The organism is Hyphobacterium sp. (assembly GCF_043584775.1).
In the GTDB taxonomy this organism is placed as follows: Bacteria; Pseudomonadota; Alphaproteobacteria; order Caulobacterales; family Maricaulaceae; genus Hyphobacterium.
The window spans coordinates 1570596-1596922 of sequence record NZ_CP121327.1 but is presented as its reverse complement, the minus strand read 5'-3'; the positions used below and the strand labels follow the sequence as shown (position 1 = coordinate 1596922).

35 protein-coding genes are annotated in these 26327 nt (G+C 60.2%); 31 read left to right on the top strand and 4 right to left on the bottom strand.

The features are described from left to right. Position 1: 1 nt before the first annotated feature. Both P0D52_RS07930 and P0D52_RS07925 read left to right on the top strand, forming a co-directional pair. The gene (locus P0D52_RS07930) at positions 2 to 313 is read left to right on the top strand and encodes a DUF190 domain-containing protein (protein WP_394692132.1); all 312 of its coding nucleotides are present in this window, start codon (positions 2 to 4) and stop codon (positions 311 to 313) included. Between the two features lie 78 nt (positions 314 to 391). After that, entirely contained in the window at positions 392 to 1405 is a 1014-nt protein-coding gene (locus P0D52_RS07925) for a fumarylacetoacetate hydrolase family protein (protein ID WP_394692131.1), read from the top strand. Between the two features lie 891 nt (positions 1406 to 2296). On the opposite strand, the gene hspQ is transcribed toward P0D52_RS07925, so the two are convergent. Further along, positions 2297 to 2635 carry a heat shock protein HspQ gene (gene hspQ, locus P0D52_RS07920; protein WP_394692130.1) on the bottom strand — a complete coding sequence of 113 codons (339 nt, stop codon included), beginning with the start codon at positions 2633 to 2635 and terminating at the stop codon, positions 2297 to 2299. A gap of 155 nt (positions 2636 to 2790) precedes the next feature. On the opposite strand from hspQ, the gene P0D52_RS07915 reads away from it, so the two are divergent. From P0D52_RS07915 to P0D52_RS07835, 17 genes are all read left to right on the top strand, one after another. After that, entirely contained in the window at positions 2791 to 3909 is a 1119-nt protein-coding gene (locus P0D52_RS07915; protein WP_394692129.1) for a Ppx/GppA phosphatase family protein, read from the top strand. Further along, on the top strand, positions 3906 to 4646 hold the full coding sequence (locus P0D52_RS07910; RefSeq protein WP_394692128.1) for an RlmE family RNA methyltransferase: 741 nt from the start codon (positions 3906 to 3908) through the stop codon (positions 4644 to 4646). Before P0D52_RS07915 ends, P0D52_RS07910 begins: the two co-directional genes overlap by 4 nt. Positions 4647 to 4860: 214 nt before the next feature. Then, the gene (locus P0D52_RS07905) at positions 4861 to 5661 is read left to right on the top strand and encodes a Coq4 family protein (protein WP_394692127.1); all 801 of its coding nucleotides are present in this window, start codon (positions 4861 to 4863) and stop codon (positions 5659 to 5661) included. A 196-nt stretch (positions 5662 to 5857) separates the two neighbouring features. Further along, positions 5858 to 6808, top strand: coding sequence for an IMP dehydrogenase (locus P0D52_RS07900; protein ID WP_394692126.1), 951 nt, complete (start codon positions 5858 to 5860; stop codon positions 6806 to 6808). Positions 6809 to 6820: 12 nt separating this feature from the next. Continuing rightward, positions 6821 to 8131, top strand: a complete 1311-nt coding sequence (locus P0D52_RS07895) for an RsmB/NOP family class I SAM-dependent RNA methyltransferase (protein ID WP_394692125.1) — start codon at positions 6821 to 6823, stop codon at positions 8129 to 8131. A gap of 5 nt (positions 8132 to 8136) precedes the next feature. Next, positions 8137 to 8628 (top strand): hypothetical protein, encoded by a 492-nt coding sequence (locus P0D52_RS07890; protein WP_394692124.1) that lies wholly within the window; start codon positions 8137 to 8139, stop codon positions 8626 to 8628. Positions 8629 to 8638: 10 nt separating this feature from the next. Next, the gene (locus P0D52_RS07885) at positions 8639 to 9238 is read left to right on the top strand and encodes a hypothetical protein (protein ID WP_394692123.1); all 600 of its coding nucleotides are present in this window, start codon (positions 8639 to 8641) and stop codon (positions 9236 to 9238) included. A 280-nt stretch (positions 9239 to 9518) separates the two neighbouring features. Beyond that, positions 9519 to 10166: a peptidase M15 gene (locus tag P0D52_RS07880; RefSeq protein WP_394692122.1), complete on the top strand. Its 648-nt coding sequence runs from the start codon at positions 9519 to 9521 to the stop codon at positions 10164 to 10166. Beyond that, a complete protein-coding gene (guaA, locus tag P0D52_RS07875; RefSeq protein ID WP_394692121.1) occupies positions 10163 to 11731 on the top strand; it encodes a glutamine-hydrolyzing GMP synthase in 1569 nt (522 codons plus the stop codon). Before P0D52_RS07880 ends, guaA begins: the two co-directional genes overlap by 4 nt. A 4-nt stretch (positions 11732 to 11735) precedes the next feature. Continuing rightward, positions 11736 to 11936, top strand: coding sequence for a SlyX family protein (locus P0D52_RS07870; protein WP_394692120.1), 201 nt, complete (start codon positions 11736 to 11738; stop codon positions 11934 to 11936). Between the two features lie 192 nt (positions 11937 to 12128). Beyond that, entirely contained in the window at positions 12129 to 12857 is a 729-nt protein-coding gene (locus P0D52_RS07865; RefSeq protein WP_394692119.1) for a DUF6090 family protein, read from the top strand. 463 nt (positions 12858 to 13320) lie between these two features. Beyond that, positions 13321 to 13530, top strand: coding sequence for a cold-shock protein (locus P0D52_RS07860; RefSeq protein WP_394692118.1), 210 nt, complete (start codon positions 13321 to 13323; stop codon positions 13528 to 13530). Positions 13531 to 13710: 180 nt separating this feature from the next. Next, the gene (locus P0D52_RS07855) at positions 13711 to 13962 is read left to right on the top strand and encodes a type II toxin-antitoxin system CcdA family antitoxin (RefSeq protein ID WP_394692117.1); all 252 of its coding nucleotides are present in this window, start codon (positions 13711 to 13713) and stop codon (positions 13960 to 13962) included. A gap of 6 nt (positions 13963 to 13968) precedes the next feature. Further along, a complete protein-coding gene (locus P0D52_RS07850; protein WP_394692116.1) occupies positions 13969 to 14277 on the top strand; it encodes a CcdB family protein in 309 nt (102 codons plus the stop codon). A gap of 90 nt (positions 14278 to 14367) precedes the next feature. Then, positions 14368 to 15114, top strand: coding sequence for a hypothetical protein (locus P0D52_RS07845; RefSeq protein ID WP_394692115.1), 747 nt, complete (start codon positions 14368 to 14370; stop codon positions 15112 to 15114). Beyond that, positions 15111 to 15908: a hypothetical protein gene (locus P0D52_RS07840; RefSeq protein WP_394692114.1), complete on the top strand. Its 798-nt coding sequence runs from the start codon at positions 15111 to 15113 to the stop codon at positions 15906 to 15908. The genes P0D52_RS07845 and P0D52_RS07840 overlap by 4 nt, the downstream gene beginning before the upstream one ends. A 68-nt stretch (positions 15909 to 15976) precedes the next feature. Further along, positions 15977 to 16489: a TetR family transcriptional regulator gene (locus P0D52_RS07835; RefSeq protein WP_394692113.1), complete on the top strand. Its 513-nt coding sequence runs from the start codon at positions 15977 to 15979 to the stop codon at positions 16487 to 16489. Here the strand turns inward: P0D52_RS07835 and P0D52_RS07830 are convergent. After that, positions 16486 to 16887 carry a hypothetical protein gene (locus P0D52_RS07830; RefSeq protein WP_394692112.1) on the bottom strand — a complete coding sequence of 134 codons (402 nt, stop codon included), beginning with the start codon at positions 16885 to 16887 and terminating at the stop codon, positions 16486 to 16488. The two genes, P0D52_RS07835 and P0D52_RS07830, sit on opposite strands and share 4 nt — an antisense overlap. Before the next feature lie 62 nt (positions 16888 to 16949). Next, positions 16950 to 17285, bottom strand: a complete 336-nt coding sequence (locus P0D52_RS07825) for a hypothetical protein (protein WP_394692111.1) — start codon at positions 17283 to 17285, stop codon at positions 16950 to 16952. 67 nt (positions 17286 to 17352) lie between these two features. On the opposite strand from P0D52_RS07825, the gene P0D52_RS07820 reads away from it, so the two are divergent. Continuing rightward, positions 17353 to 17709 carry a DUF1428 domain-containing protein gene (locus P0D52_RS07820; protein WP_394692110.1) on the top strand — a complete coding sequence of 119 codons (357 nt, stop codon included), beginning with the start codon at positions 17353 to 17355 and terminating at the stop codon, positions 17707 to 17709. Here P0D52_RS07820 and P0D52_RS07815 read toward each other — a convergent pair. Continuing rightward, positions 17706 to 18575: a LysR substrate-binding domain-containing protein gene (locus P0D52_RS07815; RefSeq protein WP_394692109.1), complete on the bottom strand. Its 870-nt coding sequence runs from the start codon at positions 18573 to 18575 to the stop codon at positions 17706 to 17708. The two genes, P0D52_RS07820 and P0D52_RS07815, sit on opposite strands and share 4 nt — an antisense overlap. A gap of 103 nt (positions 18576 to 18678) precedes the next feature. On the opposite strand from P0D52_RS07815, the gene P0D52_RS07810 reads away from it, so the two are divergent. From P0D52_RS07810 to P0D52_RS07760, 11 genes are all read left to right on the top strand, one after another. Continuing rightward, positions 18679 to 20154: an NADP-dependent isocitrate dehydrogenase gene (locus P0D52_RS07810; protein ID WP_394692108.1), complete on the top strand. Its 1476-nt coding sequence runs from the start codon at positions 18679 to 18681 to the stop codon at positions 20152 to 20154. A 141-nt stretch (positions 20155 to 20295) separates the two neighbouring features. Next, positions 20296 to 20901, top strand: a complete 606-nt coding sequence (locus P0D52_RS07805) for a COG3650 family protein (protein WP_394692107.1) — start codon at positions 20296 to 20298, stop codon at positions 20899 to 20901. Positions 20902 to 20989: 88 nt separating this feature from the next. Then, a complete protein-coding gene (locus P0D52_RS07800; RefSeq protein ID WP_394692106.1) occupies positions 20990 to 21415 on the top strand; it encodes a hypothetical protein in 426 nt (141 codons plus the stop codon). A gap of 2 nt (positions 21416 to 21417) precedes the next feature. Beyond that, positions 21418 to 21951, top strand: a complete 534-nt coding sequence (locus tag P0D52_RS07795; protein ID WP_394692105.1) for an RNA polymerase sigma factor — start codon at positions 21418 to 21420, stop codon at positions 21949 to 21951. Then, positions 21948 to 22265 (top strand): hypothetical protein, encoded by a 318-nt coding sequence (locus tag P0D52_RS07790; RefSeq protein WP_394692104.1) that lies wholly within the window; start codon positions 21948 to 21950, stop codon positions 22263 to 22265. Before P0D52_RS07795 ends, P0D52_RS07790 begins: the two co-directional genes overlap by 4 nt. 55 nt (positions 22266 to 22320) lie before the next feature. Further along, complete coding sequence (locus P0D52_RS07785) at positions 22321 to 22881, top strand: NnrU family protein (protein ID WP_394692103.1); 561 nt, start codon at positions 22321 to 22323, stop codon at positions 22879 to 22881. A gap of 86 nt (positions 22882 to 22967) precedes the next feature. Continuing rightward, positions 22968 to 23351 carry a DUF6249 domain-containing protein gene (locus P0D52_RS07780; protein ID WP_394692102.1) on the top strand — a complete coding sequence of 128 codons (384 nt, stop codon included), beginning with the start codon at positions 22968 to 22970 and terminating at the stop codon, positions 23349 to 23351. Positions 23352 to 23366: 15 nt separating this feature from the next. Beyond that, positions 23367 to 23915, top strand: a complete 549-nt coding sequence (locus P0D52_RS07775) for an RNA polymerase sigma factor (protein WP_394692101.1) — start codon at positions 23367 to 23369, stop codon at positions 23913 to 23915. Continuing rightward, positions 23912 to 24244 carry a hypothetical protein gene (locus tag P0D52_RS07770; protein ID WP_394692100.1) on the top strand — a complete coding sequence of 111 codons (333 nt, stop codon included), beginning with the start codon at positions 23912 to 23914 and terminating at the stop codon, positions 24242 to 24244. Before P0D52_RS07775 ends, P0D52_RS07770 begins: the two co-directional genes overlap by 4 nt. Before the next feature lie 47 nt (positions 24245 to 24291). After that, positions 24292 to 25119 carry a 3-methyl-2-oxobutanoate hydroxymethyltransferase gene (gene panB / locus P0D52_RS07765; RefSeq protein WP_394692099.1) on the top strand — a complete coding sequence of 276 codons (828 nt, stop codon included), beginning with the start codon at positions 24292 to 24294 and terminating at the stop codon, positions 25117 to 25119. Positions 25120 to 25457: 338 nt separating this feature from the next. Then, on the top strand, positions 25458 to 26327 hold the full coding sequence (locus tag P0D52_RS07760; RefSeq protein ID WP_394692098.1) for a tetratricopeptide repeat protein: 870 nt from the start codon (positions 25458 to 25460) through the stop codon (positions 26325 to 26327).

The following is a 26327-nucleotide window of genomic DNA, read 5'->3' as shown; positions in this document are numbered from 1 at the left end:
CATGGATACGACGCCAAAGAAGCGGCTTGAAATCGTGATCGAGGCCCCGGTGCTGGACCGGCTCTGCCGCCGTCTGGATCAGCTGAAGGTCAGCGGCTATACCGTGATGCCCGCCGTCTCCGGCCGCGGCAAGAACGGCTCCTGGTCGCGCAAGGGCGAGATCAGCGAGAGCCAGCGCATGTTCGTGCTCTTTGCCGTGCTCGACGATAAAGACCTGCCGCCGGTGCTGGATGAAGTCTATGCGCTGGTCTCGTCCCAGATCGGCATCGTGACGGTCTCGAATGTCGAAGTGATCCGCGCCGATCATTTCTGACGTCCGCACACAGGCCTTGAACCGTTTGCTGCGCGCGTTAGTAAAGCGCCAAAGCAAACATGTCGAAGGGCCTCAATCATGAAACTCGCTTCGCTGCGCAATGGACATCCCGACGGTCAACTCGTCGTCGTTTCCCGTGATCTTTCCCGCTATGCCGATGCTTCGGATATCGCGCCGACCCTGCAGGCCGCGCTCGACAGCTGGGAGACCAGCGAACCGGCGCTGAAAGCCTTGTCGGACAAGGTGAATGATGGCTCGGCGAATACCTCGGCCTTCGACCCGGCACAGGCCTTGTCGCCCCTGCCGCGCAGCTTTCAGTGGGCGGATGGCTCGGCCTACGTCAATCACGTTGAACTGGTGCGCAAGGCCCGCAATGCCGAAATGCCGGACACCTTCTGGACCGATCCGCTCATGTATCAGGGCGGCTCGGATGCCTTTCTTGCGCCGACCGAAGACATCCCGCTGGGCGATGATAAATGGGGCTGCGACTTTGAAGGCGAAGTCGCCGTCATCACCGGCTCCGGCCCGCAAGGCCTGACGCCGGACGAAGCGGCAAATCAGATCCGCCTTCTCATGATCGTCAATGACGTGTCCCTGCGCGGCCTGATCCCCGGCGAGCTGGCCAAGGGCTTCGGCTTCTTCCAGTCCAAGCCGCCCACGGCCTTTGCGCCGGTCGCGGTGACGCCGGACGAGCTGGGCGAGGCCTGGGATGGCCGCAAGGTGCATCTGCCGCTGGTCAGCCACTTGAATGGCGAAAAATTCGGCGAGCCCGATTGCGAAGTCGACATGACGTTCGACTTTGCCCAGCTGGTTGCGCATCTCGCCAAGACTCGTCCGCTCACCAATGGCACGATTGTCGGCTCCGGCACTATTTCCAACAAGATGGATGATGGCCCGGGCAAGCCAGTCAGCGAAGGCGGGCTAGGCTACAGCTGCATTGCGGAAATCCGCATGATCGAGACGATCTATGATGGCGCACCCAAAACCCCGTTCATGACTCCGGGCGACACGGTGCGCATCGAGATGTTCGATGCCGATGGCCAGTCCATCTTCGGCGCGATTGATCAGAAGGTTGTGCGGTATACGCGCTAGTTCGGCTTGAGGTCGTCAGTTCCAAGCCGTTAGCACTCGCCGCCACCGTCTTAACTCCGGGAGTTCGCGGGCGCTATCTCCGGCGTCTCTCCATGCGCCGGCGCGTGCGGGGCAAAGTGTCGCTTTTTTATTCTTAACAATTATATTTTCTAAAAAGCCTTAATATAGAAATAATTATCAAAATAAAACCAGAGTATAATAATAAAGATGAAAAAGGATACGTAAAATCCAGGGCTCCGATAATTATTTCAATGCTGGTTGCCGATTCTACATCAATGTAGTGGCTTGATTCAACGCTCCCCAACATGGTCATATTAACGCCTAGCAATGATATTAGTATAAGAATGATGCCAATAAAAAGCGCCAATAGTATTTTGGTCATGTTTGGCATCTGATTTCTCTATCTTCATTGGTACATTGAAGCTAAAAAATGGCGTTACCCACCATTCTCCCACGCGAACGTCGCGAACAAGCTCCGCTTTGCCGCACGGCCCGAAGCCACACTAGAACGCCTCGCCCCTAGCCTGCCAGCATGAATTGAATGGAAGGTAAGTCAAGCAAGGCGAATGCGTGTCATTCGCGATATGGGAAGCGTGGCTTCGGCGACGCGGCGGGCAGAGAGAAGCGGCAAGGGAGTGGGTTAAAGGGGGGGGGCTAATTCCTGAGGGTTAGAATTTATACCGTCATCTCTGCGATCCCCGCCTTCGCGGGGACAGGCATTGGGACTCAGTTGCGCCATTTCAACCGGCACGCCCTGCGCCAACCAGCCGCCAGCTTCGCCGCTGCGCAGATTGCGCGCATGGATTTAGCGTTTCACCGTAGCTCTGGGTCCCTGCCTTCGCAGGGATGACGTTTGGAGACAAGGCCGGCGCGAATGGCTGGAGCGAGTGATCAGTTCGGCTTCATCTCTCCGGTTTTCATCCTGTAGCGTTCGCCGTCAAAGCGCTCGAACAATTCGCGGGTCTGGGGGTGTTTGACCGGGCCGCTCCGGGCGTCCGGTAACAGATTCTGCTCCGACACATAGGCGGTATAGAAACTGTCCTCATTCTCGGCCAGCACATGGTAGAAGGGCTGTTCCTTCGCCGGGCGGATGGCTTCCGGAATGGCCTGCCACCATTCTTCCGTGTTGGCGAATTCCGGATCGACATCGAACACAACCCCCCGGAAGGGGAAAAGCCGGTGGCGCACCACATCGCCAATGCCGAACTTTGCGTCGCGTTCCAGAGTCATTCTGTATACCGATCCTTTCGTGTGTGCCGGTTTGAGCCGGTTTCACTTGATGCTGCCGAACTAAGCCTTATGCTGCAAGATGAAGGCAAAGATCAGGCCGAAACGCGGCGAGCCCATCGGGACCAACGCGCGAGACGGCGAGAGGTAGGTATATAATGGCGCAGGACAAGCCTGCTGCCGCGCAATCGCGATTCACAGGGCCAAAGCCCGGCCAGCACAAAAGAGGCGGGCCGGGGCCTGCATTCGCCGCGATTGATCTGGGCACAAATAATTGCCGCATGCTGATTGCGCGCCGGGCAGGGCGCAGCTTCCGGATTATTGACGCCTTTTCGCGCATTGTCCGGCTGGGCGGTGGCCTCACTGAAACCGGCAAGCTGAATGACGTGGCGATGGACAATGTTGTCTCGGCGCTGGGTGTTTGCGCGGAAAAGATGAACCGGCGCGAAGTGGTCAAATACCGCTCGGTGGCTACACAGGCCTGCCGCCTGGCCGAGAATGGTCCCGAGCTGATGGCGCGGATCAAGGCCGAAACCGGTCTCGATTTCGATATCATCACACCGGAAGAAGAGGCCCGCCTGGCGGTTCTGGGCTGTCTGGACCTGATGGATGAGGATTATGACGTCGCGCTGGTCGTCGATATTGGCGGCGGCTCGACCGAATTGTCCTGGGTGGATCTGGCGCAATGGCGCGCGCGCGGCGGTTTTGAAAGCGGCGGCCGGCCGCCGATCCGGACCTGGGCGAGTGCGCCGGTCGGCGTGGTCACCCTGTCGGAACGCATCCCCGAGTCCGATCATCCCGAGGACTGGTATGAGGCGATGAAGGATTTTGCCGCCGAGGCGATCCGCACGCCGCGCGGGGCCCGCAAGCTGAAAACCCTGTTCACCTCCGGCCGCGCCCACATGATTGGTACATCGGGCACGATTACCTCCGTCGCGGGCGTCCATATGGGCCTGCCGCGTTATGAGCGCTCGCTGGTCGATGGCAGCTGGATGACGGCCGCCGATGCGCGGGCGGCCTGTCTCGATCTGGCCTCGAAGGATATCGATGGCCGGGCGGCCAATCCGGTCATCGGACGCGACCGGGCCGACCTGGTACTGGCAGGCTGTGCCATCCTCGAAGTCGTCATGGACAAATGGCCGGTAGAGAAAATCCGCGTCGGCGACCGGGGCCTGCGCGAAGGCCTGTTGCTGAACCTGATGCAGAAACCGAAGCGCCGCCGCCGCAGGAATGCTAAGGGCGCGGGCTCAAGCACCGCTTCAAAGGCCGCCGAATGAGTGACGATCAAAATCCGCCGGAAGAAAAACGCCGCCGCCGATCCGGCCCGGTAAAGAAGGGCGGCGATGCGCGCTCGGCCAAATCCCTGCACGAGAAGGTCAAATCCGCGCGCGGCCGCAAGCTCTCCTCAACGCGCTGGCTGCAGCGCCAGCTGAATGATCCTTACGTTCAGCGTGCCAGGCAGGAAGGCTATCGCTCCCGTGCGGCCTACAAGCTGATCGAGCTGGATGAGCGCTTCAAATTGCTCAAGCCCGGCGCGCGCATCGTCGATCTCGGCGCGGCCCCCGGTGGCTGGGTGCAGGTGGCGTTGAAGAAAGGTGCGTCTCACGTTGTCGGCGTGGACCTCCTGGAAATGGACCCGATCGACGGCGCGATCATGATGACGCTGGATTTCTCCGAGCCCGACGCGCCGGAGAAGGTGAAGGCCGCGCTGGGCGGGGAGGCGGATATCGTCCTCTCCGATCTCGCGCCGTGGACCACGGGGCATAAATCCACCGACCATTTGCGCATTGTCGCCCTGGTCGAGCTGGCGGCGGAATTCGCACTGGAGACGCTGCGCCCCGGCGGCAGCTTTGTCGCCAAGGTGTTTCAGGGCGGCACCGAGGATGATCTTCTGAACCGGCTGAAGCACCGCTTTGAAACCATCCGCCACGCCAAACCGCCATCCAGCCGTTCCGAAAGCGCCGAAACCTATCTCATCGCCAAGGGCTATCGCGGCGACACACCGGAGAAGTGAGGGGGGGGCGCAGGTTGAGGGATAACCCGATTTGCGTGCTTCGAGGCTTTTCTGTCGAAAAGCACCTCAGCATGAGGTGAGTTGTTATCTGACGTCCTCCCACCTCATCCTGAGGTGCGAGCGAAGTGAGCCTCGAAGGATCGGAAATCGAGGCGCCCCCTTGACGAAAAAGTAAACAGTGTTCACTTATCCTGTATCGGAGGAGAGCCGTCCCATGCCGGATACGCAGACATTCCAGAGTGAGGCCACGGGCCACACGCACAGCGCCGCCGATTATCCCGTCCGGCCGATCAATCCGTGGAAAGCCTGGCAGGCCTTTCAGGGTCTGGTGCGCGACAAGGAAGACACCCGCTATGTGTTTGCCTTCTTCGAGAATGTAAACGGCCGCTCCTACACGAAATTCTATGAGCGCTTCACCGCTTCGGAATATGGCCAGTCCATCCTGGCCGATCGCGAGCAGGTGGGCCGCGTCCTCAATGATCGCGCCACGCTGGAATCTCATGGCCCCGGCACGTTTGCCGCCGCCTATCTGGACTATCTGGATTCTGAAAATCTCCGGCCCGAAGGCGTGTTCGAAGCCCACTGGGCGCAGGCGCCAAAGGAAATGGCGGCCATGCGCGACGATTGGCCGGGCCTGTATGCGGTCTCCTACATGATGAGCCTGACGCATGATCTCTATCATGTGTTGTCGGGCTATAGCCGCGATCCGCTGGGCGAGGCGCTGCTGCTGGTCTTTACCGGCACGCAAACGAATGGCCGCGGGCCGAAATGGCTGGGGCGTCTGGCCGGACTGCGGCTGCGCTATGAAATCCCGTCCTGGCCGGTGGGCCGGATGATGAGCGAGGCCAAGCGCAATGCGCTGGCGGCCACGCCGTTTTACACCACCGACCTGACCGCGCTTCTGCCTCTGCCGCTGGAAGAGGCGCGGGCGCGCCTGAATGTGAACCCGCCGCAGCTTTATTGGGACACGCTGGCCGCCTATGACGGCCCGGATCCCGTGGCGGTGAAGGTTTAGCCGCGACCGCCGTCATCCCGGACGGAGCGGAGCGACGATCCGGGACCTATGCCGGAAGACTGAATCCACAGAATGGGTTCCGGGTTCACGCTGCGCGCACCCCGGAATGACGAAAAAGGAGATGGAAGCGTCCCACCCCCTTGCGCCCGGACTGATTCCCCGTTAATCCGCCCCCGCAAGCAGCAAGGAGGTCTCCATGGCGGAGATTCGCGAAGGCCTGACCTTCGATGATGTGCTCTTGCAACCCGGCGCATCCGAAGTTTTGCCCGCAGACGCGGACACCACCACCGTCATCGCTGACGGTGTGAACCTCAATATTCCGATCCTTTCGGCAGCGATGGATACGGTCACCGAAGCCCCCATGGCCATCGCCATGGCGCAGGCCGGCGGGCTGGGCATCATCCACCGCAATCTGACCAATGAGCAGCAGGCCGAGGAAGTGCGCCGCGTGAAGCGCTTTGAAAGCGGCATGGTGGTCAATCCGATCACCATTGGCGCGGATGCCACCCTGGCCGAGCTCAACGCGCTGATGGCGCATCACAAGGTCTCCGGCATTCCTGTCGTCGAGGGCAATAACGGCATGCCGGGCAAGCTGATCGGCATCATCACCAATCGTGATGTCCGCTTTGCCGAGGATCCCAACGAAAAGGTCGGCAATATGATGACCCGCGAGGTCGTCACCGTGCGCGAGGGCGCCGGTGAGGACGAGGCGCGGCGTCTCCTGCACAAGCACCGCATCGAGCGCCTGCTTGTCGTCGACGAGGAGGATCGCTGTATCGGCCTGATCACCGTCAAGGATATGGAAAAGGCGCAAACCCACCCGCTCGCTTCCAAGGACCGCCACGGGCGCTTGCGCTGCGGCGCGGCCACCACGGTCGGCGACAGTGGCTATGAACGCGCCGAAGCGCTGATCGACGCCGGTGTGGACGTTCTGGTGATCGATAGAAGGTCGGCATCGGCCCGGGCTCGATCTGCACGACGCGCGTCGTCTCCGGCGTCGGGGTCGTCACCATCACCCGCGAAGCGCCGAACTATCCGACGCCGAATTAGGGACGGCACGCGGCAGCCGCAAGACATTCTCCGTCATCCCCCGGCTTGTCCGGGGGATCTTCAGATCACCCGAATAAATCGGGTGATGACGCGTTAAAGGATCATGCCCATGAGACTCGGTGGACGCATCGCCGCGGCAATGGAAATTCTCGACGTCATCGAACGTCAGAACCGCCCCGTAAAGCTCGCCGTGCGCGAATGGGGCTCGGCGCACCGCTTTGCCGGATCGGGCGACCGCGCCTTCATCTCCGGCCTGGTGATGGACGCCCTGCGGCGCAAGCAATCGCTCGGCCATGCCATGGGCGAGGCGAGCCCGCGCGCTCTGGCGCTGGGCGTGGTCGGCCGCATCTGGGGCATGGATGTCGAAGCGCTGAAAGAACAGCTCGCCGTGGACCCGCATTCACCCGATGCGCTGACCGAAGCCGAGATCGCCGCCTTCGCGCGCGACATCTCCGATGCGCCGGCGCATATCCTCGGTGATTATCCCGAATGGCTGGCCGCCTCCATGGCGCGCGCCTTTGGCAAGACGGCGGCAGAGGAGGGCGCCGGCATGGCCGATCGCGCCCCGGTCGATCTGCGCGTCAATGAATTGAAGTCCGAGCCGGAAAAGGCGCTCGCCGCCGTGCAGTCGAAAATCCCGACCGCGCGCGCCGGGGCGCTGGCGCGCTCCTGCATCCGTATTCCGCTGGACGAGGCGACGGGCAAATCCCCGCCGGCGGATGCCATCCCCGCCTATGGCAAGGGCTGGGTCGAGGTGCAGGATGAAGGCAGCCAGCTGGCCGGCCTGGCTGCGGGCGTGAAGCCGGGTGATCAGGTGCTGGATTTCTGCGCCGGCGCGGGCGGCAAGACGCTGGAACTTGCCGCCATGACCGGCAATACCGGACAGATTCACGCCTGGGACCATGACTGGCGGCGGATGAAGGCCATCTGGCCGCGCCTGCAGCGGGCGGGCGTGCGCAATGTGCAGGTCCATGACGGTCCGGAAGAAGAGCTCGCCGAGCTGGAAGGCCGGATGGATGTCGTCTTTGTCGATGCGCCCTGTACCGGCACCGGCACCTGGCGGCGGCGTCCGGATGCGAAATGGCGCGTCTCGGAAAGCGCCTTGAATCAACGCATCGAACAACAGGACGAAGTGCTGGATAATGCGGCGAAATACGTAAAGCCCGGCGGGCGTCTGGTCTATGTCACCTGCTCCATCCTGCCGGAAGAAAATGGCGACCGGATCGAGGCTTTCCTGGGCCGCGAGCGCGATTTTACCCCGCTCAAAGCCCGCGAGGCGCTGATCGCCTCCGGCGGTCTGGCCGACGGCGCCGCTGACGTGCTCGCCGCCTGCGAGATGGAGAGCGGCGCGCTCCAGCTCACCCCGCACCGCAGCGCCACGGACGGCTTCTTCATCGCCGTGATGGAGCGGGGGAACTAAACGGTATGCAGACTCAGATTTACAGGCCTCAGTATTGGCAAGCGATTGTGCCGATGATCGGTGGCTGGATAGGGCTCATTTTCCTGTTCGTGAATTTTGGCACCGGTGAAATCAGTCCGCCCAATTGGAGTATCGGAACCCTTTTTCTGCTTTTCCTGTCGGCCGGTGGCGCATTTGGAGGATTGGTGATCGTGTTTGCGATCGCGACAGGCCGCCTTCACCTCAAACTGGAAAGCGACGCTTGGGAATCCGTAATGTTGTGGGAACCCACACGTTATCGATGGGACGAATGCAGCGAGTTCCGGCTCGAACACAGCGAGTTGGATGAATACGGAAATTCGAGAGGATCGCCGTCATTGGTTTGCGATGTGACGCGCGAGGGAAAAACAGAAACGCTGGGTCCCGAAAACACTTACGGAATGAATCTCGAAGAACTCTGCGACGTCATGAACCAATATCGCACCGCAGCGCTAAGGACGGCTTCTTCATCGCGGTGATGAAGCGGGGATGATATCCGGGTTTGGACAGCTGACAATTGCGGCTTGGGCCGGAACGTTCGTTTGCTGGCTGGTCGCGTATCTGATTTTCAGACAATTGTCTGCATTGCGCACCGCCCGTATCGCTGAAATCCCGGACGTTCAGGTTTGGAGCTATCGGCCGCTCAATATCATAACCTATTATGCTTATTTCGTTGGCGTGTGGGCGCTGCCGTGTGGAATTATCTTTCTGGTACTGGCCACCTTTTTGGGAAATTGGTTGCAGAGTCTGTTTTCGTTCTCGGGTTTCATCTTGGCGCTATCTGTCGGCGGGCTCCCGCTGCTGTCCGGACGCTACCCGATATTAGGTCTCGCGCCTTCGCGCGGCGTGGTCTTGAGGCCATTCAGGTCACCGCGACGGTTTCATTGGCATGAAGTCGAGGAAATCGGTGTTTCCGATCTGGGCAATGCCTGGTTCCTTTTCAATTGCAATGACATTCTCAAACTCGGCCGGAATTTCTCGAGCGAAGAACGTCGCGTAATCGAGGCCAATTATCCGCGTCCCATACGCGACAACAAGAAACCCGAATGGGTGCTCCGCTTGCGTGAGCGCAGGATGCTCGAAAAGTAGTCGTCATCCCTGCTTTCGCAGGGATGACGTTGAGTTGGGCGGCTTGATTGCCTTGCGTGCTTCGAGGCCTTTCTTCGAAAAGCACCTCAGCATGAGGTAACAACACACCCGTCATCCCGGACAAGCGCGTCAGCGCGCGATCCGGGACCCAATCCGTGATGGCGACGGTCTGGCATGGGTTCCGGGTTCATGCTTCGCATGCCCCGGAATGACGGGTAAAGGAGAAAGCGGGTGCAACAACAGACTCGCCTTTCGCGGTGACTCGCGCTAACCGCTCGCCATGAAAAAGAAGATGTCCTACGCCGCGCTGGAAAAGCTGGGACGGGTGCGATTGTCCCCGAACTTTTTCTTCCGCGACTTTCTCTATTCTGAAATTTCGAACTTTCACGGTATTCCGAACCTGCCGCATTATCCGGATGTCGCGGTCGAGGTGGCGCGAAATCACTGCGAACAATTGCTGGAGCCCCTGACGGCAGCCTTCGGCAAGATATCCATCCGCTCGGCCTATCGTTCCCCCGAGGTCAATGATTTCGGCAACAGAAACAAGCTCAATTGCGGCTCGAACGAAGGTAATTATGGCGGCCACATCTTCGATTATCGCGACAAGGAGGGCGCGCTGGGCGGGACAGTCTGCATTGTCGTCAACAGCTTTGTCGAATACTACGAGAAGACCGGCGACTGGCCTGCCATGGCCTGGTTCATTCACGACCATCTGCCGTATTCCAGCCAGTATTATTTTCCGCCGCTCTGCGCATTCAATCTGACCTGGTCAGAAAAACCGAAGCGCGTAATCAAGAGTTATGTGTCGCCCAAGGGGCTGTTGACCAAGCCGGGCATGGATAACCATGAGGGCGACCATTCCGCATTTTATGACATGCCGTATTTTCACGAAGCCGCCGAACGTCTGAAGAGATATCGTCACCCATGACAGACATCACCGCACATCATGAAAAAGTTCTGATTGTCGATTTCGGCTCTCAGGTGACGCAATTGATCGCCCGCCGCGTGCGCGAGAGCGGCGTGTTTTGCGAGGTCCACCCCTATAACCGGGCTGATGCCGCCTTTATCGATGAATTCGATCCCAAGGCCATCATCCTGTCGGGATCGCCGCACTCCACGCATTGGGAAAATTCCCCGCGCGCCGATGAGAGCGTCTTCACCCGCGGCCTGCCGGTATTGGGCATCTGCTATGGCGAGCAGACCATGATGGCCCAGCTCGGCGGGGCGGTGGAAGGCAGTGAGGACAAGGAGTTCGGCCGCGCCGACATCCAGATTGTCGCCGACAGCCCACTGTTTGAGGGCTTTGGCGGGATCGGCCATGAAGAGCGCGTGTGGATGAGCCATGGCGACCGCGTCGCCAGCCTTGCGCCCGGCTTCTCGGTGATTGCCACCTCGCACCATGCCCCCTTTGCCGCGATTGCCGATGAAGGCCGGCAATTCTACGGCGTGCAATTCCACCCGGAAGTGGTGCACACGCCGCGCGGCGCGCTGCTCCTGCGCAACTTCACCCACAATATTGCGGGCCTGAAAGGCGACTGGACGATGGCCGCCTTCCGCGAGGAAGCGATGGCCAAGATCCGCGAGCAGGTCGGCTCCGGCCGCGTGATCTGCGGGCTCTCCGGCGGCGTCGACAGCGCCGTGGCGGCCAAGCTGATCCACGATGCGATTGGCGATCAACTGGTTTGTGTCTTCGTCGATACCGGCCTGATGCGCCTGAATGAGGCCGAGGAAGTCGTCGGCCTGTTCCGGGATTCGTTCAACATTCCGCTGGTCCATGCCGATGAGGAAGCCCTCTTTCTCGGCGAGCTGGAGGGCGTTTCCGATCCCGAAGCCAAGCGCAAGACGATTGGCCGGCTCTTCATCGACGTGTTTGAAAAGCACGCCAAGGCCGCCGGCGGCGCGGACTTCCTCGCCCAGGGCACGCTCTATCCCGATGTGATCGAGAGCGTGTCCTTCGATGGCGGCCCGTCCGTGACGATCAAATCCCACCACAATGTCGGCGGCCTGCCCGAACGCATGAATATGAAGCTGGTCGAGCCCTTGCGCGAACTCTTCAAGGATGAGGTGAGGGCGCTGGGCCGCGAGCTGGGCCTGCCCGATGGCTTTGTCCAGCGCCACCCCTTCCCGGGGCCGGGTCTGGGCATCCGCATTCCCGGCGCGGTCTCCAAGGAAAAGGCCGATATCCTGCGCAAGGCCGACGCCATCTATATCGACGAGATCCGTAAAGCCGGCCTCTACAACACGATCTGGCAGGCCTTTGCCGTGCTCCTGCCGGTGCAGACGGTCGGCGTGATGGGCGATGCCCGCACCTATGACAATGTGCTCGCCTTGCGCGCCGTGACTTCAGTCGACGGCATGACGGCGGACTATTTCCCGTTTGATCACGATTTCCTGGGCCGCACCGCCACCCGCATCATCAATGAAGTGCGCGGCGTGAACCGGGTCGTCTATGACGTCACCTCCAAACCGCCCGGCACGATTGAGTGGGAATAGGGGGGTGAGCTCTGACCGCCTCGACACCCTGGAAATGCTCGTCGCTGAACAACAGCGCACGATTGAGGATTTGTCCGACGGTCTGTTGCGTCAGCAAAAGGAGCTCGACCGGCTGACGGCGCGCCTGCGCGCCTCGGACGACCGCATCGCCGAGCTCGAATCCGGCTTGCCCTCGCCGGGCAATGAAAAGCCGCCGCATTATTGACTCTCAACCCGGGTCCCTCGGGCTTGCCTGTCCTCGGCCCCGATCGAGGAACCCGAGGGTCCATCGTTTCAAAATTGATGGATGCCCGGATCGAGTCCGGGCACCCCGGTTAGGTTCGCTTAAAGAGACATCCCGAAAAGATGGAAAGCCGCGCATTTCCTGCTACCCTGAGGGCGTGAGGGGACTAACATCATGATACTGCGCCGGATTGCCGATGCGCTTCGCCGCCAGGACTGGGTGACGGTGGTGATCGAATTTGTGCTCGTCATTGCCGGTGTTTTGATCGCGCTTCAGGTCAATAACTGGAATGAGACCAGGTCCAGTACGCAAGGCGCAATCAGCGCGCTCAACCGCCTTCACAACGAGGTCGAAGCCAATATTGCGGCAATTGATGCCGAGCTTGTTGATCTCGACATGGTCGCGGAAACTAGGGACGTATCACTGCAGGCAATAGAGACCTGCGATCCAACAGATGAAGCGGCAGACCATGTTGCGCAGACGGTTTGGGAGATGACCGGGGACATCTTGCCAGCTTTTGTAGGTCAGGCGGCGGACGGATTGTCCCGCCGCGAAGATTATCTCGATCTGATGTCAAGCGGATTCCGAACGTCATTTTATGCCTATACGGGCGCTTTTTCCGACGAGCAAGAACAGCTCCTGATCAATTATGACTTGATGTGGGACCGACACATCGTGGACCATCCCGCGATCCTCATCAGGGCCAATCCGGAACGCATGTCCGCGCCTCGACTCGCCATTACGGGAGGTCTCTCTACGGTCTGCGAGAATACGCAATTTGTGCGCCGGTTTTCGACGACAGTTATCTGGCATGCCTCGACAGCTTTCCGCTTGCGCCTGTTCCGGCAGCGGGCAGAAGATTTCCTCGTGAATATCGAGCAGGAAATAGAGGCGTTGCAATAATCCTGCGTCCGGCAATGAAAAGCCGCCGCATTATTGAGGCTTAGTCCGGGGACCCCGGTTTGGTGTGTGACGTTCTGCTCGGTTCGAGGCCCGGCTCCAGACAAGCACGAATTCCGTCATTCCCGGGAATGCGTCAGCATGAACCCGGAACCCATGCCGGCACGGAGACGCCTCGGCATGGGTCCCGGATCGTCGTTCCACGCCGTCCGGGATGACGGTGGTGGGAGGTAGGGCCCGGCTGCGCCGGGCACCGTTCAGGCCACGAAAGCAGGTCAGAGCGGATCTGCCCTTGTTGTCGCCACAGTTCGGGTCTAGACGCCTCCCCACGATCTTGTTTGCCGAATGATTCCGGCGTGCCTGGCACGCCTTCGACTGAATTCCTTCCAAAATCGTCTGTCAGGACCCACCGGCATTCGGCCGGCCCGGGCCTGATTTCTACGTGATTGATTGAAAGGAAATCGTCATGGCTACTGGTACCGTTAAATTCTTCAATACCTCCAAAGGCTTCGGCTTCATCCAGCCAGAAGATGGCTCAACTGATGTCTTCGTGCACGCGTCCGCTGTTGAGCGCGCTGGCATGCATTCGCTCCAGGAAGGCCAGAAGGTCAGCTTCGACGTGGTTGCCGACAAGAAGTCCGGAAAGAACGCCGCGGATAATCTCCGCGAGGTCTAGACCGGACCTGCGCGAACACTCGCGCAGCGCCCGACGTGAAAGAAGGCCGGACAATTGTCCGGCCTTTTTTATTGCGCTGGCCGGCCTGCCCGCGGCGGGCGATGAATAATCGCCGTGTGCCGTCTATTGATACTCTCGCATTTATGCGTATTGTTTGTACGCATAAATGGAGGGATGATTATGCGCATTCAATCGGAGAACCTGTCCGTGCAACGCCGCCGCATCAATCTGACCATCAGCGCGGATGTCATCGCCGAGGCGAAAGCCTTGTCCCTGAACACCTCTCAGGCGGCAGAAGCCGGTATCCGCGAGGCTGTGCGCCGCGCGCGGGAGGCGGACTGGCGCCGCAAAAATCATGCTGCGATCTCGGCGCACAATGCGAGAATTGACAAGGACGGCCCGCTTTTGACGCCCGACTGGGCTAGGGAATAAAGCCGGATGGCGCGCTTTGACCTGTATCGGTTTGAGGCCAATGGTGTCCCGCTCGTCATTGATGTTCAGGCGGGGATTCTCGACGATCTTGCCAGCCGGGTGGTCATTCCGCTTCGTCCGGCGAAAGACGCCGGTGAGGAGGCTCTGGCCCGGCTCAAGCCGGTGATCGAAATTGACGGCGAAGACTATGTGCTGATGACCACGGATATCGCCGCTTTGCCGGTCAGGCGCCTCGGCGAGAAAATCGGCAATCTGGGCGCCCGGCATGGCGACGAGATATCCGCTGCACTCGATTTCCTGTTTGTGGGGTTCTAGGCACCCGCCGCCGTACCGATGTGTCAGGCCACAAATGATGGCGCCGCGTGCCACACCTGCTAGTCTGGCGTCCATGAGGGGGAAACACGGATGATCTTGCGCCGTATTGCCGATGCGCTTCGCCGTCAGGACTGGGTGACAGTGCTGATTGAATTTGTGCTGGTCATCGCCGGCGTTCTGATCGCCTTGCAGGTCAATAACGGGAATGAGGCACGGGCGGCGCAGGCCCGCCTGGATCGTTATGTGGATGAGCTGCGGCAGGACCTGGCGGCAGAGCGTGAGGAAATGCTGCGCGTTCAGCAAACGGCAATCGAGCGGCATGCAGCTCTATCCTATTTGCTGGGCGAGGCGATTGACTGGTCCATGCCGGAAGTCATCGTTCGGTTCGGAGAGGATTTAGTGATCGATCCGATGCCAGGCGTGGAGGTTGAAACAGGCCAGGCCATCTTCAATGAAGTCCTCACACTGTACACTTTTGACGGTCAGCGGCATACCTTCGATGCGCTGACAAATACCGGTGAGTTCCAGCTGTTCAACCGCCGCCCGATCGCCCGGGATTTGCGCGCGCATTACTCGGATATCTCTGCCTTCCAGGATTTTGAATCCAACTATCTGCTGCCGCGTTATCTTGGCGTATTCGAACAGCTTCATGAAAACGGAATTGCCCGGTTCGATGAAGTCGAAGTGGAAGCATTGCTTGCTGTGGTTCGCGATGACCCGCAACTGGCTTCCCGGTTACGCGAATTCGCCATACTTACCGACGTTCAGTATCGTCGGCTCATCCCGCTGATCGAGGAGACCGAAGCGCTGGCAGCCCGGCTGGAGGCATTGCAATGATCCTGCGGCAATTGAGCGTGCATGTCCGGACCCAGAACTGGATAGCGGTCGGGCTGGATTTCCTGATCGTGGTGATAGGTGTGTTTGTCGGCCTGCAAGTGTCGAACTGGAATGATGCCCGACAGGATTCGCAGGAGGCGCAATCTATCCTGTTGCGGTTGGAATCAGACCTTGAGACGGAAATTATCGGTTGGCAGCGCGGCGTTGAATATTATGCGGTCGCCCGCGATCACGGCCTTCTGGCGCTTGAGGCCTACAATGCCGAGGACATCGCTGATCCCACCGCGTTTCTGGTACGGCTTTATCAGGCCAGCCAGCGATGGAATCTCACCTCGCAACGCGGCACTTATGATGAACTGATATCGTCAGGCCGTATCTCATTGATTGGCGATGAGAACATGCGGGCGCGCCTCGCAAATCATTATTTGCGGATGTCTTCCTTGCAGAATGTCCTCGATTCCAGTCGCGGAGAGTTCCAATACCGCCGAACGGTTCGTTTCTACATGAACAATACGGTCCAACGGGCCATAAGACGCGATTGTGGAGACACTTACGTGGTCGAGAATACAAACTATTTTTATCTGACCCTGCCGGAACTCTGTTCGGTAGAATTACCATTGGAGCTTGCCATAGCTGAAGCAGAACGCCTTGCCGCAAATGTCGAGATCGAGGGGGAGTTGCGCTTTCACGTCAGTGTACTTGATGGGCAATTGGCAGCGATGGAAAATGCGATCGGCATTGCGGATAGCACGCTTGCGCAAGTGCGGATGGTGCGTCAGGGCCGGCAACAATGATCCTGTTCTGTCTTTCCCGGCATGGCCGTGAGCGGTCACTGGTTTGCCGAAGAAATGCGCGCGCTTGAATGATCGATAAACGCACCGCTCTGCTCGACAAGCTCGTCGACTATGTCCTGACAGAAGGGTTGGGCGCAGCCAGCCTGCGCCCTATGGCGAAGGCGGCGGGCACGAGCGATCGTATGTTGCTTTATTATTTCAAAGATAAGGACGCCCTGATCGCCGAAGTGCTCCAGCACGGGGCCGCGCGCCTGATGGCGGTGTTCAGCGCTCCGGGTGAGCTGGAAAAACTGCCGCGCGAAGCGCTGGCGCGAAAACTTTATAATCTGATGACCAGCCCGGATATCTGGCCTTATGCGCGCCTCTGGCTGGAGATCGCAGCCGGAGCGGCGGGCGGCGATGAGACGCTGCGCGACATTGGCGGCGCCATCGGGCGCGGATTCATGGAGTGGGGCGGTGCGCAACTCGATTGCGCCGAAGCGGACCGTGCCGCCGAAGCGGCGCGCCTGCTGGTCACGGTCGAAGGCATGATCTTGCTGAAAAGCCTTGGCCTGGACGACGTCAACGCCGCCCTGCGCTAGTCGGCCTTGTTCATGAAAAAGGCGATAACGAGTCCCACGCCTCCACCCCACAGGATTGTGCCGCCCGCACCGGCGTGTAGCGCAACTGTCGGGCCGTAAAGCTGCGGATACCAGGCCAGCGCAACTCCGTCGCACAGAATGGCTGCTGCTGTACCGACCGAGGCGCCAAGCGCGACTTGCTGGCGGCCCAGCCCGGCGACTTTCTTGAACAGGATCATGAATGGAACGGTTCCGGGAATGATGGCGGCGTAGAGCAGAGCGCGTGCCAGCCCGTCATAAATTCCCAGCGGTCCCAAGAAACGTAGCATCATGGCGGCAACGAACCAGAGAATAACGCCCATCAGGGCAGATAACCAGAATTGATGGCCGGTCAGGCCTAGGCGTGAGGCGAGGTTCATGGGAGGGCTCCTGTAGCGATCGCTACAGGCCTTCTAACAGAATGTAGCGGACGCTACAATCTTTATTCAAACACGCTGGGGGAAATGGCTCCATCTACCCGGATCGGCCAGAACAGGCGGTAGATGAGAAGGCCGAGCACCATCAGGCCGGAGAAAATGGCTCCCTGAAACACGATGATAACGGGTAACAGGATCATCATGGGCAACATTTGTATAAAGGCCGCACTGCCCGAAACCGTTTCCCCATTGATGTCGATCGGACCGCCCGCCAGCGCGATGAGCATCATCAGAAGAAAAATAAGAGCGAAAAACCCGCCAATACCAAAGACCCATCCGAAGAAGATCAGTTTGAACGCGCTGCGCAGCCGCAGTTTTCCGTCTCTCACACTCAGTTTCATGTCTCAATCCCCGCTTGCCACCTTTGATCGCGGAATCGATACTGCCACCAACAGGGGAGATTTGACCATGACCTATGTCGATGGATTTGTGATTGCCGTTCCCACCGCCAACAAGGAGGCCTATCGAACGGTTGCCGAGGCCATGGTGCCGTTGTTCAAGGATTATGGCGCGCTCAGCGTGGTGGAATGCTGGGGCGATGATGTGCCGGACGGAGAGGTGACGTCCTTCCCCATGGCGGTGAAGGCCACGGCCGATGAGAGCGTCGTCTTTTCCTGGATCACCTGGCCCGACAAGGCGACCCGCGATGCCGGCATGGCCAAGGCCATGGAAGACGAGCGCATGGCCGGCATGGATACCGCCAACATGCCGTTTGATGGCAAGCGCATGATCATGGGCGGCTTTGAAGCCATCGTGGAGGCCTAGCCGCCCGTCGGCCCGTGTTCCAGCTCGCGGATGATGGTTTCGCGCAGGCGCTCGGCTGCAATGGGCAGGGTCGGCACTTCAATCAGGGCCATTTCCGTATCGCGAAGATCGGGTAATCCGCTGTCCTCGCTATCGAGCAGGGTGAGGTCGGACGGCACCATTTCCTTGGGCAGTACGCTGACGCCCAGCCCGGCGCGCACAGCGGCATGCGTGCCGGACAGGGAGGTGCAGGTATAGGCGATCCGCCAGCGCCGCCCGGCTGTATCCAGCGCCTGCGTGGCGCGGCTGCGATAGACGCAAGGCGAGGGCGAGACGACCAGCGGCAAATCCTCGCGTTTCGCGGCCTCCTCTGAGGCGGCGACCCAGACCAGAGGCTCGCGCCAGACCCGGCGCCCGGTCACGCCGGAACCGGGTTCGCGTTTCACCAGTGCCAGATCAAGACCTCCGGCCTCGAAACGCCGGATCAGATCCAGCGTCAGCTCGCAGGTCACTTCCAGAACCACGCCCGGATGGCTGCGGGAGAAGCGCGCCAGCACATTGGGCAGGTAAGAGGTGGCAAAATCTTCCGGCGCGCCCAGCCGTACCACACCGGTCAGGCTCTGCTTGTCAAAGCGATTGGCGAGATCGTCATGGAGGGCGAGAATCTTGCGCGCCTGCTCCAGCAGAGCCTCGCCCTCGTTTGTGGGGCGGACAAGGTGCGGATTGCGTTCCAGCAATTGCACGCCGAGGCGCTCTTCCAGCCGCTTGATCTGTAGCGAAATCGCCGATTGTCCGCGATTGAGGCGCTGGGCGGCCGCGCTGAAACCGCGATGATCGACAACGGTCACGAAGGCGCGCAAGAGGTCGGGGTGGAGAGCGTGGGGCATGATTGAGATTTGTAATAGTAAAGTTGAAGACAATCAATTTCCAAAATGACACTAACGGCTATAGGTCGCCGCTATCACGTCCCCGAACCGGCAGGAGATAGCCATGAACGCCCCGACCCGCCCGCAGGAATTCCCGACATCATCGCCCAAGGTTGAAACCCCGCGCGTCACCGTTGCATTTGGCGATGGCATCGGCCCGGAAATCATGCAGGCCGCGCTCGATGTCCTCATCTCGGGCGGCGCCCGCTTCGAGATCGAGCCCATCGAGATCGGCGAGAAAGTCTACAAATCCGGCATCAGCGCCGGCATCACGCCGGAAGCCTGGGACAGCCTTCGCCGCACGCGGGTCTTCTACAAGGCGCCGATCACCACGCCTCAGGGCGGCGGCTTCAAATCGCTGAATGTCACCGTGCGCAAATCGCTGGGCCTGTTCGCCAATGTGCGCCCCTGCGCCGCGCTGTCGCCCTTCGTCGCCACGCGCCATCCTGACATGGACGTGGTGATCGTGCGCGAGAACGAGGAAGACCTCTACGCCGGCATCGAGCACCGTCAGACCGACGAGGTCTATCAGTGCCTGAAACTGATCACCCGCCCCGGCTGCGAGAAGATTGTCCGCTATGCCTTCGAATATGCGCGCGCCTATGGCCGCAAGAAGGTGACCTGCATGGTGAAGGACAACATCATGAAGCTCACCGATGGCCTGTTCCGCAAGGTCTTTGACGAGGTCGCCGCGGAATACAGCGATATCGCGGCCGATCACTACATCATCGATATCGGCACGGCCCGTTTGGCGGACCAGCCCGAAAACTTCGACGTGATCGTCACGCCCAACCTCTATGGCGACATCATCTCCGACGTGGCCGCCGAGATCGCCGGTTCGGTGGGTATGGGCGCGTCTGCCAATATCGGCGAAAGCTGCGCCATGTTCGAAGCCATTCATGGTTCGGCCCCGGATATTGCCGGACAGAATATCGCCAATCCGTCCGGCCTGATCCTCGCCGGTGTGACCATGCTGGTGCATCTCGGCCAGAGCGAAGCCGCAGCCCGCATCCATAATGCCTGGCTGAAGACGGTTGAGGATGGCGTCGGCACGGGTGACATGAAGCCGGAGAATGCGGTTCTGGGCACGCGCGAATTTGCGGATGCCGTGATCGATCGTCTCGGTCAGACCCCGAGCACGCTGCCACCGGCCGCCTATGATCCGGACCAGAAGCCCATCGTGATCGAGACACCCGATCGCCCGGCACCGGCGAAAAAGGAGCTGGTCGGCGTTGATGTCTTCACCCATGACCGCGCCCCGGCCGATGACCTGGCCGCGCGCCTGAATGCGGCAGCAGCCGGCCCGTTCGAGCTGGTTCTGATCACCAATCGCGGCGTGAAGGTCTGGCCGCAGGGCTTGCCGGAAACCTTCTGCACCGATCACTGGCGCTGCCGGTTTGAAGCGCGCGGCGAAGCAGGCACGGCCGATGTCGCAAGGCTTCTGGCCGCTTTGGCAGAGGCCGGAATCGATGCGGTGAAAACCGAGAACCTCTACGAGTTTGATGGTGAACGCGGATACTCGCTGGGGCAGGGACAATAGAGCTTCCGGCTTCAACCTGAATCAGAACTTCAACTTGAATCAATACATGAAGGGCGGGCGTTTCGGCGGCCGCCCTTTTCATGTCCGGTTCAGTGCGCGAAGGTGAAAACCGACTCTTCATCAGCCACTTTGAGGCAGATCATGACTCGAATTCTCATCCTCCTGTTGGGCCTGTTCAGCGCGCCCGCGCTCGCTCAGACCGGATATCAGACGCAGTATTTCAACGTCACGGGCGTAGCTCCGGACGACACACTGAACATTCGCGCTGACGCCAATCCCGAAGCTGAGGTGATCGGTGAACTGGCATTCGATGCGGTCAATATCGAAGTCACCGGGCGAGACGGCAATTGGGCACAGGTCTCCAGCGGCGAACAGGCGGGCTGGGTGTCCTTCACCTATCTGGCCCGTACGGAGCCGGAATTGCTGGCCTCCGGCCTGCCGGTAGGCCTCTCCTGCGGCGGAACGGAGCCATTCTGGAGCGCCGAAATCGACGAAGATAATATTGTTTTCAATGCCTTCTGGGCAGAAGAGGAATCAACGCCTTACCCTGTGACGGCCGCGCCGCGCGCCTTCACGATCGGCTATCCCGTCATCCTGATGCTTGAGGGCGGCGGCGTCGCCGTGCTGGAGCCGGAATACTGCTCCGATGGCATGAGCGATATTCCCTATGGCTGGTCGTTGAATACGGTTCTGCCGGATCATGCGGAGACGGTCTATTCGGGATGTTGCACGCTGCGCCGTGAATAAATCTGCACCTATCTGCCTCCAAACCCGTATCCGGTGGCCACTCATCCTGTGAACGGCAATAATCGCCGCATCGATTGGAGGAATGGATATGGATTCGTTTGGCGAAATCTTCTCAAGTTTCTGGTGGCTTCTGTTTCCGCTGGCTTTTTTCCTGATAGCCGGATGGAACAGCTTCATGAGTTACAAGCGCACCAAAGCCAAAATCGAGCTTCTGAAAACCTACGCCGCGGCCGGCAAGGAAGCGCCGGCAGATCTGGTCGCCTCGCTGAATTCCGAGACAGATCGTCATGGCGGCCGGGAATGGCACGATAATGACGGCGATGGCGATTCCGGCGGTGGCAGCGGCGTCTTTCTGGTCGTCCTGTTTTCCGGCCTCAGCGCGATCTTTGCCTTTGCCGGCTATTCTGGCTGGCTGGGCGACGAGACGTCCATGTATTTCGTCTCGATGATACTGGGCGTGCTCGCTCTGGCTTTTCTCGCCTCGTCGCTCTTTGGCAAGCGCCGCAAGCGCTAGCCATGCACGACGCCAGCGACGCCGAGCTGGTGGGCGCTGCGCGGCAAGGCTCAGATGCCGCCTTCGCGCAGCTCGCCCAGCGACACAGTCAGGCCCTGCGGAGTTTTCTCCGCGGGGTTTGCCGCGATCATGCGCTGGCAGACGATATCGCGCAGGACGCGCTGATTCGTGCCTGGCAAAGACTGCATCAATTGCGCGAACCGGCCGCGTTCAAAAGCTGGCTGATCGGCACGGGATGGCGGCTGGCATCGCAACAGCGCCGCTCTGCCGGACGGCGCGCGCGGCGCGAACAGGACTGGTCGGATACGCAAGACCAGATGCGGCCAGAGGGCATCAGCTTGGCGGAAAACATGGAGCTGGAGGCGGCGATGCAGGAGCTCACGCCGGACCAGCGCGCCTGTATTGCCCTGTGTCTGGCCGGCGGATGGTCGCATGGCGAAGCCTCAGAGGCACTGGACATGCCGGTCGGAACGATCAAATCTCATATCAAGCGCGGCCGGGCCCGATTGCTCGCCGCGCTGGGAGGTGACTCATGAGCGCAGAAAACAGGCTGAACGCCTTTCTTCAGGCCGATGCCGCCCCGGCACGTGATCCGGCTTTCATGGCCGATCTGGAAGGGCGGATGGCCCGTATTCGTTTGTCCGCGCAGCTGCGCCGCAATGGCATCATTGCGATTGCCGCAACCGCCATTCTCTTCGGTCTGGTGAAGGCATCGGGCCTTAGTCTTGTCGGCGCTGCGGCACAATTTGCCACGGATATGGCCAGCACGCCGGGACTTGCGCTCGCCGCCCTCATTGTCGCGGCGGCTGTGTTGCTGCCGCGCGTCATTGGCGGGAATCTGATCCGTTGATCTCGCCAAGCCCCGCAGACTCGGACTAGTCTCACCGGGTCGAGGGGGACATTGCATGATTTTTCTGATTATCGGTCTGGTTCTGTTTCTGGGCATCCATTCCATCCGGCTGGTGCCGGGCGGACGCAACGCCATGATATCCGGTTTCGGACCCGGCGGGTTCAAGGTGCTCTATTCGCTGATTTCCATCATCGGCCTCGGCCTGATCATCTATGGCAAGATACAGGCGCATCCGTCCGAAATTCTGTGGGTTGCGCCGGAATGGGGCCGTCTCGCGGCGCTGATCGCCGTGCCGGTATCATTGATCCTGATCGTGGCGGCCAATACGCCCAGCCATATCCGCCGCTTTGTCCAGCATCCCATGCTCACCGGCGTTCTGCTCTGGTCAGGCTCCCATCTGGCGGCCAATAGCGAGCGCGCCGCAGTCTATCTGTTTGGCTCATTTTTTGTCTGGTCGCTCATCACCCTGATCGCCGCCTTCATTCGCGGCGACCATGCGCCGGTGCCGCCCAAGGGCTGGGGCGGAGATGTCGTGGCGATTGTCATTGGCGCTCTGATCGCCGTCCTGTTGGCGCGGTTTCACCTCTACCTGTTTGGCGTCGGCATCGTCGGATGACGGTTTGCATCCAAATTTGACCGGCGGTGCATCTTGGTTTCGAGAAGCGCATTTGAGCGCTTTCGAGACACGAAAAGGAAATCCCAATGGAAGGTTTTATGGTCTTGATCCCGTTGTCGGCAATCTTGCTGCCAGCGATCATCGTCGGAATTGTTCTCCACTTCGGCAACAAGAATAAGCGGGAAATACTGGAAACAGTACGCGTGGCCTCACAGAACGGCACCATTCTGACGCCGGAAGTTGTCAAATCGCTCGGCGTTCAGGAACGCAAGAAAGGTAGCGAGCTTCGCACCGGAATGATCTGGACCGCAGTCGCCGCCGCCGTCTTGGTATTCGGCTGGGCGGTCGGGCCTGAAGAAGACATGGCGTTCCGGGTATTTGCCGGTATTGCAGCTTTCCCCGGATTTATCGGCCTGACGCTAATCGCAATTGGCGTCCTTATGGGCGACAAATCAGACGACGCCGAATAATCGGAGAACGCTCAAGTGTCTCGGGGTGCATCGGACGAGGAATTGATCGCATTGGTCGTCGCCGCCAGGGACGGCGCGGCCTTTGGCGAGCTCGTCCGCCGTCACCAGGGCGTTGTGCGAGGGATGATGACCCGCATGTGTGGCAATCACGCCCTCGCAGACGATCTTGCCCAGGAGGCCTTCATCAAGGCCTTCAACAAGATCAACAGCTTTACGGGCAGCGGATCCTTTCGGGGATGGCTCTGCCGGATCGCTTACAACGAGTTTCTGATGTCGGCGCGAAAGCGCAAGGCAACAGACAAGGCCATGGAACGCTTTCAGCAAGATGTCGATGACGTCGAGAAGCCGCGTGACATGGGATCAGTGGTCGATCTCGACCGCGGATTGAAAACACTGAAGGAAGACGAACGGGTGTGTGTTGTGCTGTGTTATGCTAGCGGAATGTCCCATGCAGAGGCATCGGAAGCGACAGGCATGCCACTGGGAACCGTGAAGTCACACGTTAACCGGGGACGGGAAAAGCTGAAGGCCTGGTTCGAGGCCGAGGAGGCGATGGTATCATGACCATGAATGACCCATTTGAAGATCGTCTGCGCTCCGCTTTTGCGGCCGCTGAGCCCGATCACAGCGATGCCGAAGACTTTGTCCGCAAGGTGCAGAGCCGGATCAAGCGTCCCGACCGCCGCCGCGCTCTGATACTGGGCGGGGCCGGCTCGACCGGGTCGGCCGTGGCCGGCACGCAGCTGGAGGGTTTTTTTTCCAACCCGGACTTGCTGCCCGTGGACGGGATAGCCGGACAGGTCTTCGCCTATACCTCGCCGGAAATGCTGGCAGCCGGGGCGCTCGCCCTAATGATCGCCGGATTCGCGGTCGTCATTCCAAAACAGATTTAACCAGCCGGACGCTATCGCCGGAGCGGCTCTTCGGCTATGACGCCGCCATGTCTGCTCAAAACAAGATCAAACGCATCGGAGTGCCGGGTATTCGCGCCCGCAAGGGGGGCGAGCCTCTGGTCTGCCTGACCGCCTATGACGCGCCGATGGCGCGCCTGCTGGACCCGCATTGCGATGTCCTCCTCGTGGGCGACAGCCTCGGCATGGTTGTCCACGGGCTCGATTCCACCATCGGTGTGACGCTCGACATGATGATCCTGCATGGCAAGGCCGTCATGCGGGCTGCGAAACAGGCGCTGGTGGTGATTGATCTGCCCTTTGGCACCTATGAGAAATCGCCCGAACAGGCGTTTGAAAGCGCTTCGCGCGCTCTGGCCGAAACCGGCGCGCAGGCGGTGAAGATCGAAAGCGGTGTTTATGCCGCTGACACGATCCGTTTTCTCGCCGAGCGCGGCATTCCGGTGATGGGCCATGTCGGCCTTCGCCCGCAGGCGGCCCTCAATGAAGGCGGCTTCAAAGCCAAGGGCCGCGACGATATGGAACGCACGCGCGTCTTCAACGAAGCGCGCGAAGCGGATGCGGCCGGTGCCTTTGCCATCGTCATTGAAGGCGTGGCGGAAAATCTGGCGCGGGAAATTACCGGCGCGGTGAAAGCGCCGACCATCGGCATTGGCGCATCGGCCGCCTGTGACGGGCAGATTCTGGTCACCCAGGACATGCTCGGCCTGTTCGACTGGACCCCGAAATTCGTGCGTCGGTATGCGCAATTGTCCGGCGTGGTGGAGGAGGCCGTTGCAGCCTATGCGGCCGATGTGAAATCACGCGCCTTTCCGGCAGATGCAGAAACCTATTCCTTCAAGCCGAAGAGCAGTTAGGGCCAGGATCTGCTAATCTGGCTGCAATGGCCGGAGCGGATCTGCGCGGATACAAGGAGCAAACCCGCCGGAAGGCCAATGCCTTTCAAGGATTTGCGACGCAGTAGCCCGTGCAAAGCGGCCCGGTCCGAAGGACGGCCATGATGACGTCGATCTGCTTTGTCAAAGCCCTCGACCGGGGGAAAGGCTCCGCTCTTCGGGCTTTTCCTCGCATCTCTCGTCACCCCGGCCGCCATTACAGACAAATTAGCAGGTCCTGGCCCTCAGCGCTGTTGCCGCTGAGGCCCAGCGCGGCTAGTGTCCGGCTCCGATTGACCAGAGATTACAGGGCGTTTCCCTTGGCCGACATTTTCCACGAAGTTGAAGAAGAACTCCGCAAGGACAAGTATAACGATCTCCTGCGCAAATGGGGACCGTGGGTTCTTGGCGGCGCCATTGCGATTGTCGTGATCGCAGCAGCCTGGCAAGGCTGGGAATACTGGCAGACCCAGCAATCCCATGCCATGTCGGATCGCTATTTTGCGGCATTGGAGCTGGTTGAAGACGACCGCCTCGTCGAAGCCGATCTCGCCTTGCAGCAGATTTCCGAAGACAGCGCGGGCGGCTATGCGGCACTGGCGCTGATGCAGCGCGGCGAACTTGCGCTGCAGGCCGGAGATGCGGCAACAGCCGGGTATCTGTTCGAGCAGGCTGCGGACCGGTTTTCAACCGTCGCCTTCTCCGATCTGGCGCGCGTCAAGGCCGCGATGGCCCAGTTCGAGGAACTGTCGATCGACGATCTTCAAAACCGCCTCGGCGACATGATGCAGCCGGAGCGGCCCTATCGCCTTCTGGCGATGGAAGTGATCGCGGCAAAAGCCTTTGCCGAGGGCGATCTCGACCGCGCCCTGACCGAATACAATGCCATTGCCGGCGATATTGATGGTCTCGCCTTGCCGGTCTCGCAACGCGCGCAGGCTGCCGTGGATCTGATCGAGCGCCTTCAGCAGCAGGAAGCTCTGGACGCGCCGGCAACAGACGATGCCATCGAAATGCCGGCGCTTCCGGAAACACCGGATGTGGATCCGGCGACCTTCAATCTGGGGGAAGTGCTGGACCGCGTCGATGAAGAGACCGGAACGCTGACGACCGACAGCCCGCAATTGCCCGACGCGGCCGGCTTGCTGGAAACAAATGACAATGACTCTGCCGAAGACGGACAGGACTAA

Excerpts from the sequence above, each read along its gene's own strand:
- P0D52_RS07785 (WP_394692103.1), top strand. The coding sequence starts at position 22,321 with ATGATTTTTCTGATTATCGGTCTGGTTCTGTTTCTGGGCATCCATTCC.
- P0D52_RS07830 (WP_394692112.1), bottom strand. The coding sequence starts at position 16,887 with ATGAACCTCGCCTCACGCCTAGGCCTGACCGGCCATCAATTCTGGTTA.
- P0D52_RS07795 (WP_394692105.1), top strand. The coding sequence starts at position 21,418 with ATGCACGACGCCAGCGACGCCGAGCTGGTGGGCGCTGCGCGGCAAGGC.
- P0D52_RS07855 (WP_394692117.1), top strand. The coding sequence starts at position 13,711 with ATGCGCATTCAATCGGAGAACCTGTCCGTGCAACGCCGCCGCATCAAT.
- P0D52_RS07905 (WP_394692127.1), top strand. The coding sequence starts at position 4,861 with ATGCCGGATACGCAGACATTCCAGAGTGAGGCCACGGGCCACACGCAC.
- P0D52_RS07780 (WP_394692102.1), top strand. The coding sequence starts at position 22,968 with ATGGAAGGTTTTATGGTCTTGATCCCGTTGTCGGCAATCTTGCTGCCA.
- P0D52_RS07885 (WP_394692123.1), top strand. The coding sequence starts at position 8,639 with ATGATATCCGGGTTTGGACAGCTGACAATTGCGGCTTGGGCCGGAACG.
- P0D52_RS07810 (WP_394692108.1), top strand. The coding sequence starts at position 18,679 with ATGAACGCCCCGACCCGCCCGCAGGAATTCCCGACATCATCGCCCAAG.
- P0D52_RS07850 (WP_394692116.1), top strand. The coding sequence starts at position 13,969 with ATGGCGCGCTTTGACCTGTATCGGTTTGAGGCCAATGGTGTCCCGCTC.
- P0D52_RS07820 (WP_394692110.1), top strand. The coding sequence starts at position 17,353 with ATGACCTATGTCGATGGATTTGTGATTGCCGTTCCCACCGCCAACAAG.
- P0D52_RS07770 (WP_394692100.1), top strand. The coding sequence starts at position 23,912 with ATGACCATGAATGACCCATTTGAAGATCGTCTGCGCTCCGCTTTTGCG.
- hspQ (WP_394692130.1), bottom strand. The coding sequence starts at position 2,635 with ATGACTCTGGAACGCGACGCAAAGTTCGGCATTGGCGATGTGGTGCGC.
- P0D52_RS07915 (WP_394692129.1), top strand. The coding sequence starts at position 2,791 with ATGGCGCAGGACAAGCCTGCTGCCGCGCAATCGCGATTCACAGGGCCA.
- P0D52_RS07845 (WP_394692115.1), top strand. The coding sequence starts at position 14,368 with ATGATCTTGCGCCGTATTGCCGATGCGCTTCGCCGTCAGGACTGGGTG.
- P0D52_RS07910 (WP_394692128.1), top strand. The coding sequence starts at position 3,906 with ATGAGTGACGATCAAAATCCGCCGGAAGAAAAACGCCGCCGCCGATCC.
- P0D52_RS07840 (WP_394692114.1), top strand. The coding sequence starts at position 15,111 with ATGATCCTGCGGCAATTGAGCGTGCATGTCCGGACCCAGAACTGGATA.
- P0D52_RS07860 (WP_394692118.1), top strand. The coding sequence starts at position 13,321 with ATGGCTACTGGTACCGTTAAATTCTTCAATACCTCCAAAGGCTTCGGC.
- P0D52_RS07825 (WP_394692111.1), bottom strand. The coding sequence starts at position 17,285 with ATGAAACTGAGTGTGAGAGACGGAAAACTGCGGCTGCGCAGCGCGTTC.
- P0D52_RS07800 (WP_394692106.1), top strand. The coding sequence starts at position 20,990 with ATGGATTCGTTTGGCGAAATCTTCTCAAGTTTCTGGTGGCTTCTGTTT.
- P0D52_RS07900 (WP_394692126.1), top strand. The coding sequence starts at position 5,858 with ATGGCGGAGATTCGCGAAGGCCTGACCTTCGATGATGTGCTCTTGCAA.
- P0D52_RS07865 (WP_394692119.1), top strand. The coding sequence starts at position 12,129 with ATGATACTGCGCCGGATTGCCGATGCGCTTCGCCGCCAGGACTGGGTG.
- P0D52_RS07880 (WP_394692122.1), top strand. The coding sequence starts at position 9,519 with ATGAAAAAGAAGATGTCCTACGCCGCGCTGGAAAAGCTGGGACGGGTG.
- P0D52_RS07835 (WP_394692113.1), top strand. The coding sequence starts at position 15,977 with ATGATCGATAAACGCACCGCTCTGCTCGACAAGCTCGTCGACTATGTC.
- P0D52_RS07930 (WP_394692132.1), top strand. The coding sequence starts at position 2 with ATGGATACGACGCCAAAGAAGCGGCTTGAAATCGTGATCGAGGCCCCG.
- P0D52_RS07890 (WP_394692124.1), top strand. The coding sequence starts at position 8,137 with ATGCAGACTCAGATTTACAGGCCTCAGTATTGGCAAGCGATTGTGCCG.
- guaA (WP_394692121.1), top strand. The coding sequence starts at position 10,163 with ATGACAGACATCACCGCACATCATGAAAAAGTTCTGATTGTCGATTTC.
- panB (WP_394692099.1), top strand. The coding sequence starts at position 24,292 with ATGTCTGCTCAAAACAAGATCAAACGCATCGGAGTGCCGGGTATTCGC.
- P0D52_RS07790 (WP_394692104.1), top strand. The coding sequence starts at position 21,948 with ATGAGCGCAGAAAACAGGCTGAACGCCTTTCTTCAGGCCGATGCCGCC.
- P0D52_RS07815 (WP_394692109.1), bottom strand. The coding sequence starts at position 18,575 with ATGCCCCACGCTCTCCACCCCGACCTCTTGCGCGCCTTCGTGACCGTT.
- P0D52_RS07925 (WP_394692131.1), top strand. The coding sequence starts at position 392 with ATGAAACTCGCTTCGCTGCGCAATGGACATCCCGACGGTCAACTCGTC.
- P0D52_RS07895 (WP_394692125.1), top strand. The coding sequence starts at position 6,821 with ATGAGACTCGGTGGACGCATCGCCGCGGCAATGGAAATTCTCGACGTC.
- P0D52_RS07805 (WP_394692107.1), top strand. The coding sequence starts at position 20,296 with ATGACTCGAATTCTCATCCTCCTGTTGGGCCTGTTCAGCGCGCCCGCG.